The organism is Bradyrhizobium sp. PRIMUS42, from assembly GCF_023006515.1.
GTDB lineage: Bacteria > Pseudomonadota > Alphaproteobacteria > Rhizobiales > Xanthobacteraceae > Bradyrhizobium.
In genome coordinates this window covers 1-6,180 of the sequence record NZ_JALBGZ010000382.1, presented here as the reverse complement: position 1 = coordinate 6,180, position 6,180 = coordinate 1, and the positions used below count along the sequence as shown (strand labels likewise).

Below are 6,180 nucleotides of genomic sequence, written 5' to 3'. Positions count from 1 at the left end.
CAGCCCCCGCGCCAGTGCCGGGCGGCGCAACGCCGGCCGACCCTCTGGCAGCCTGCCGTAATATGCGAGGGCTTGCATCAACGCGGACCTGACGGCCGGCTCGATCTTGGTGCAGATCACCCAGCAGACCAAGACAAGCAGGCCGAGCGCGATCCAAAGGGCCGAGGTGGCATCGAGGCCGGCATCGACCAGGGCACGAATGATCGCAGCGCCGATGACGTTGTGCGTGAGATAGAGCGGATAGGTGATCAGTCCGAGCGTTCTCAAATAGGCGGGTGATTCAGGAGCAGGGATGCCGGCCGAACGCGTGCTGCGGATTGCGGCCAGGGCAATGAGCAGCACTGCGGCCGCCCAGGCCATGACCGGCACGAGGGCCGATTGATCCGCGATGGCGGGCACCGACGTCAAAAGGAAAGAGGCAAAGAAGTAAATCTCGGCGGCGCCTGAAAGGCATGTGACGGCGACGGCGACCTGCTCGAGCGCGGTCAGCCGCCTGTTCGCCGAAATGAACAGCCAGATCCCGAGCGCGAAGAAGCAGCCGTGCGTCAAGAGGAATGCCGCGCAGGGCACCCGGAACATCAACATGATGAGATAGGGCAGGTCGGACGGCGTCGTGCACGACAGCACCACCAGTGCGACCGCATTGAAGATCGCGCTGTAGATGGTGAGGCCGAAGGCCAGGTGCCGCAGCGTGATCTTCCTCGTGAGCATCGCGCAAAATACCAGCCCATAGAACGCCGTCTCGGCGGCCAGCGTCCAATAGACCTCGTCCAGCCACTGGCCGGTGACGCCCTTGGGCACCATCAGCATGGCGTGGAGGTAGGGGACGATGACGTCCGTAGCGGGGCCACTGCCGGACAGCAGCAGAACGAGAAGGGTCGCAGTAGCGCACACCCACACCGCTGGATAGAGCCTGAGCGCGCGGCCGAGCAGAAACGCACCCGGCGAAGATGTGCTCGCGGAATTGGCGATGACGAAGCCGGAGATCACGAAGAAGATTTCGACGCCGACCCAGCCGAACCACGTGAAGGCCGCGGCGGAGGGGTAGATCACGTCAGCGGCGACGGTGCGCTCGAAGCCGGGGACGCCGATCGAGGTCCAGGCCCAGGACCAGAACATCTGATGGAAAATCGCAACGCCGAGAGCTGCGGCGAAGCGGAGCGGATCCAGCAGGGGCAAATGGCTCTTCACGGCAATCGACCAGGTCCATGCAACGATGCCGGTGGAGATAGTGAAGCCGGTCACGGCGCTCCGCGACGTGGGTCACACTTGGTTTGCCGCTATCCGCATGCGCCAATGGTGGGCGGTTATTGCGCAAGATAGCCGCGGCGTGGTCGGCGATGGGGGGATCAATTGGCAACCATGACGGAGAAAAGTCCAGCGCATCAGCTTCGGCCTCATGCCCGGCCGCAGCTAACGTGACTGGCGATGCGCTGCAGAACAGGGGCCGCTCAGGGTCGTTATGTCTGCGTCCGCTCACACGCGGGATCTGGCAAGACGGACAGCAGCCTTGGCTCCTGCCGCTCCGCCGACGCCAAAACACAGCAGGGCTCCCAGGAATACGAGGAGGGTCCAATCGCTGTGAATGTCGCCCTGGACGTGACCGAGAAATGAGATCCCGATCCACAGAGCTGCGAATCCAAGCAGGGATGCTCCAAACGCGAAGCCCACCAAGCCGGAAAGCAGAACAACTAACGAGGTTTTCATCCGACGATCCCTCGGTCGATTTGAGCGACCGATGATAGCCGCAGCAGTCACCTCCGTCCGTGCCCGGACCGACGCCAAAAGAAAACGGGGCCCGAAAGGGCCCCGCAAAACTCTTCAACGCTTGCCGCGATCTTACTTGATCTTGGCTTCGCGGAATTCGACGTGCTTGCGCGCGACCGGATCGTACTTCTTCTTGACCAGCTTGTCGGTCATGGTGCGCGAATTCTTCTTGGCGACGTAGTAGAAGCCGGTGTCGGCCGAGGACACGAGCTTGACCTTGATGGTGACCGCTTTGGCCATGTTCTGAACCTCAGAAATGAAGGGAATCTGGAGCCGGCCAAACGGCCCGCGTTGGCCGGCAACCTAGCCAGAAACCGCCTGATGTCAAGGTTTTACACCCCAAAAACCACCCAAAACGGGCCCATTAGGCCTCAAAGAACCGGTTTTTCGGCCGTGGCAGGCCCAGATTTTCCCTCAAAGTGGCCCCTTCATACTCCTTGCGGAAAATCCCGCGGCGCTGCAGCTCCGGGACGACCTTGTCGACGAAATCGTCGAGGCCGGCGGGCAGGAACGGGAACATGATGTTGAAGCCGTCGGAGCCGCGCCCGACCAGCCATTCCTCCATCTGGTCGGCGATGGTTTTCGCGGTGCCGACGAAGGACAGCCCACCATAGCCGCCGACGCGCTGGGCGAGCTGGCGCACCGTCAGCTTGTCGCGCCTGGCGAGGTCGACCATGCGCTGGCGGCCGCTCTTGCTGGCATTGGTTTCCGGAATCTCCGGCAATTGGCCATCCGGATCGAAGCCCGATGCGTCGGTGCCGAGGATGACGGACAGCGAGGCGATGGCGCTGTCGTAGTGCACGCGGCTGTCGAGCAAAGCGCGCTTCTCCTTGGCCTCATCGACGCTGTCGCCGACCACCACGAAGGCGCCGGGCAGGATCTTGAGGTGCTCGGGATCGCGGCCGATCTTTTCCATGCGGCCCTTGATGTCGGCATAGAGTTTTTGCCCGTCGGCGAGGCTGCCGCCGCCGGTGAAGACGGCTTCCGCCGTCTCGGCCGCGAGCTGCTTGCCGTCTTCCGACGCGCCGGCCTGCACGATCACGGGCCAGCCCTGCACGGGGCGGGCGATGTTGAGGGGCCCGCGCACCTTCAGATATTTGCCGTTGTGGTCGAGCGTGTGCATCTTGGCGGGATCGACGAACAGGCCGCTCTCGACGTCGCGCACGAAGGCGTCGTCGGCGAAGGAATCCCACAGGCCGGTGACGACGTCGTAGAACTCGCGGGCGCGCTTGTAGCGCTCGGCGTGCTCCATGTGATCGTCGAGGCCGAAATTCAGCGCCGCGTCCGGGTTCGAGGTGGTGACGATGTTCCAGCCGGCGCGGCCGCCGCTGAGATGGTCGAGGGACGCAAAGCGGCGCGCGACGTGATAGGGCTCGTCGAACGTGGTTGATCCCGTCGCGATCAGCCCGATCCGCTCGGTGACCGCGGAGAGCGCCGACAGCAGCGTGAACGGCTCGAACGAGGTCACGGTGTGGCTGCGCTTGAGCGCATTGACCGGCATGTTCAACACGGCGAGGTGATCGGCCATGAAGAAGGCGTCGAACTTGCCGGCCTCGAGCTTCTGGATCAGCGTCTTGATGTGACCGAAATTGAAATTGGCGTCAGGCCAGGCCCCGGGATAGCGCCAGGCGCCGGTGTGGATGCTGATCGGGCGCATGAACGCGCCAAGCTTGAGTTGCCGTTGTGCCATCGCCCGGTGTCCTTCTTCATTGTCGTTCGGAAAGACATAGGCACGCGGCGGAACTCCGCCATTGGCGGCAGCGGGAAGAATTTTTTGTTTTTTGCAGCTCTCTCAGCACGTCATTCCGGGGCGCGCCGCTTGGCGCGAACTAGGGTGCGCGATTGCGCACCTGAGAATCGATCGGGCCGCGGAGACGATGGATGAATGGATTCCGGGCTCGCGCTACGTGCGCCCCGGAATGACGAGAGGAGAGAGGCGCGCCCCGTAATACAGCCTCAGCCCAAAATATCCTTCTGCATCTTGCCGCCGTAGAAATGGAAGAACGGCACCGACGCATCGTGGCGGAGCGGGCCGGTGGCAAGGCGGGTGTCGAGTTCGTTGAGCACGTTGCGCGTCATCGGATGCAGATCGGCCAGCGGCTTCGAGCCGAGCTCGACCCAGACCAGCTCGACCAGCTCGGCATCGGCATGGATCACGCCGTCGACGCGGTGGGTGATCGCGGAGGCATCCGCGGTGAAGAAGCGCGTGTCGAAGCGCTTGACGCGGCCGGGCGGGGTGATCGCGCGGGCGATCAGGAAGAGGCCTGACGGATCGGGCAGGAGGCCTGCATCGGCGAACGGCTTCCAGGGACCGTCGAGCTTCGGCGTCTTGCCCTCGGACTTGCGGCCGAGGCAGAGACCAGTCTCCTCGCAGGCCTCGCGGATCGCGGCGATGGCGAGCGACTTCGCGCGCGAGGCCGGCGTCTTCGGGCTGCCCTTGGCGAGATTGGCTTCGAGCTCGGCCGTGATCGGCGCCGCACAGGGCACGCGATAGTCGGCCTTGTCGACGCGCCCGCCCGGGAAGACGAACTTGCCGGGCATGAACACCACCTTGTCGTGGCGTTTGCCGACCAGCACTTTCGGAATGGCGCCGCTGCGATCGACCAGGATCAGGGTCGCCGCATCCCTCGGGCGAAAATAGGGATGATGGTCGGCTTCCTTTTCCTCGTGAACCTTGGCCTTCTCCGCAACTTGCGTCGTATCCGTCATGTCCTCACCCAGACCGTTCCTGCCTATTTTGCTTATACAGGCGGAATACCATCCGGCGGGTTCTCGTCAAACCCGTGCATGCGCAGAGCCCATTGCAGGCCGACCACAGCTCCTTTGACGGGCTGCAGCAGCGCGAGCGAGGCGACGAAGGTGAAGGGCAGATAGGCCGCGAAGCTGATCCAGACCGGCGTGGTGTAATTGGTCTCGATCCACAAAACGGCCGGCACCACGATGTGGCCGACGATGACGATGACGAGATAGGCGGGCAGGTCATCGGCGCGATGCGGCGTGAAATCGAGGTCGCATTTGGCGCAATTGTCTGCCGTCTTCAGGAAGGCGCGGAACAGCTTTCCCTGGCCACAGCGCGGGCAGCGGCCGCGAAAGCCCCGCTTCATTGCCGTCCAGAGATCGCGCTTCTCGACGAGACCCGTCTCCCGCGTCCAGATTTTTGGGGCCGTGCTCATCGTCACCATGCTTTGCCCTTTTTGCCCTTGGCTTTTCCCTTGTTCTTCTTTCCCTTGCCGGATTTCTGCTTCGCCGGCTTGCGTTTCTTATCCGGGCTGCGTCCGGGATGCGCCTTGAACGAGGGGCGGCGTTGCGGGCCGGATGGCCTGCGGCCACGCGGCGCGCTTTCACTGGCCGACGACAGCAGCTCGAAGCGCAGCGCGCCCGCGATCGGGGCAGCTTCGATCAGGCGGACGTCGACGACGTCGCCGAGCTGATACATGGTGCCGCTGCGGGTGCCGACGAGTGCGTGCCGGCCCTCGTCATAGTTGAAATATTCCGTGCCGAGGGATCGGATCGGGATCAGACCGTCGGCGCCGGTGTCGGCAAGCTTGACGAACAGGCCGGCGCGGGTGACGCCGGAGACGCGGCCCTGGAAGCTTGCGCCGATGCGGTCGGCGAGGTGATGGGCGATCAGGCGGTCGACGGTCTCGCGCTCCGCCTTCATCGCGCGCCGCTCGGTCACCGAGATGTGGGCCGCGACCTCGCTCAGGGTTTCCGGCGTCTCGCTGTCGGGCAGGGCGCCTTCGCCAAGGCCGAGCGCGCGGACCAGCGCGCGGTGCACCACGAGATCGGCATAGCGGCGGATCGGCGAGGTGAAATGCGCGTAGCGGCGCAAATTCAGGCCGAAATGACCGTAATTCTCGGAAGAGTATTCGGCCTGTGCCTGGGCGCGCAGCACCACCTCGCTCACCAGCGGGTAATAGTCATGGCCTTCGAGCTGGGCCAGCACGCGGTTGAACGTGGTGGGACGCAGCGCGCCCGCTTTGGCGAAGGGAACGTCCAGCGTCTCCAGGAATTCCGCGAGCGCGTGCACCTTCTCCAGCGTCGGCTCGTCATGCACGCGGTAGATCAGCGGCAGCGACTTCTTTTCCAGCATCTCGGCCGCCGCGACGTTGGCGAGGATCATGAATTCCTCGATCAGCTTGTGCGCATCGAGACGTTCAGGCACGACGACGCGATCGACCGTGCCGTCGCTCTTCAGGAGGATCTTGCGTTCGGGCAGATCGAGATTGAGCGGATCGCGCTCGTCGCGTGCACGCTTGGCGCAGGCATAGGCGGCATAGAGCGGCCGCAGGATCGGATCGAGCAGGGGACCGGTGGTGTCGTCCGGCCGTCCGTCGATCGCCGCCTGCGCCTGCGCGTAGCTCAGTTTTGCCGCCGAGCGCATCAGGATGCGGTGGAAGCTGTGTGAGCGCT

At 64.1% G+C, this 6,180-nt stretch carries 7 protein-coding genes; all 7 read right to left on the bottom strand.

Going from position 1 to position 6,180, the window contains the following annotated elements:
- The coding region (locus MOV75_RS24105; RefSeq protein WP_247006737.1) for an acyltransferase at positions 1-1,245 on the bottom strand (1,245 nt) is incomplete at its 3' end.
- 231 nt (positions 1,246-1,476) lie between these two features.
- Entirely contained in the window at positions 1,477-1,707 is a 231-nt protein-coding gene (locus tag MOV75_RS24100) for a hypothetical protein (protein ID WP_246919885.1), read from the bottom strand.
- Positions 1,708-1,839: 132 nt separating this feature from the next.
- On the bottom strand, positions 1,840-2,007 hold the full coding sequence (gene rpmG / locus MOV75_RS24095) for a 50S ribosomal protein L33 (RefSeq protein WP_007603295.1): 168 nt from the start codon (positions 2,005-2,007) through the stop codon (positions 1,840-1,842).
- Between the two features lie 124 nt (positions 2,008-2,131).
- The gene (locus tag MOV75_RS24090) at positions 2,132-3,457 is read right to left on the bottom strand and encodes an LLM class flavin-dependent oxidoreductase (protein WP_247006736.1); all 1,326 of its coding nucleotides are present in this window, start codon (positions 3,455-3,457) and stop codon (positions 2,132-2,134) included.
- Between the two features lie 266 nt (positions 3,458-3,723).
- Entirely contained in the window at positions 3,724-4,476 is a 753-nt protein-coding gene (locus tag MOV75_RS24085; RefSeq protein WP_247006735.1) for an NUDIX domain-containing protein, read from the bottom strand.
- 32 nt (positions 4,477-4,508) lie between these two features.
- On the bottom strand, positions 4,509-4,949 hold the full coding sequence (locus MOV75_RS24080) for a DUF983 domain-containing protein (RefSeq protein ID WP_246919890.1): 441 nt from the start codon (positions 4,947-4,949) through the stop codon (positions 4,509-4,511).
- Positions 4,943-6,180, bottom strand: a 1,238-nt coding sequence (locus MOV75_RS24075) for a ribonuclease R family protein (RefSeq protein WP_247006734.1), incomplete at its 5' end; no start/stop codon positions are given. The genes MOV75_RS24075 and MOV75_RS24080, both read right to left, overlap by 7 nt.

What these genes read in the sequence shown, in the direction of transcription:
- MOV75_RS24100 (WP_246919885.1), bottom strand. Translation starts at nt 1,707, where the DNA reads ATGAAAACCTCGTTAGTTGTTCTGCTTTCCGGCTTGGTGGGCTTCGCG.
- rpmG (WP_007603295.1), bottom strand. Translation starts at nt 2,007, where the DNA reads ATGGCCAAAGCGGTCACCATCAAGGTCAAGCTCGTGTCCTCGGCCGAC.
- MOV75_RS24090 (WP_247006736.1), bottom strand. Translation starts at nt 3,457, where the DNA reads ATGGCACAACGGCAACTCAAGCTTGGCGCGTTCATGCGCCCGATCAGC.
- MOV75_RS24085 (WP_247006735.1), bottom strand. Translation starts at nt 4,476, where the DNA reads ATGACGGATACGACGCAAGTTGCGGAGAAGGCCAAGGTTCACGAGGAA.
- MOV75_RS24080 (WP_246919890.1), bottom strand. Translation starts at nt 4,949, where the DNA reads ATGGTGACGATGAGCACGGCCCCAAAAATCTGGACGCGGGAGACGGGT.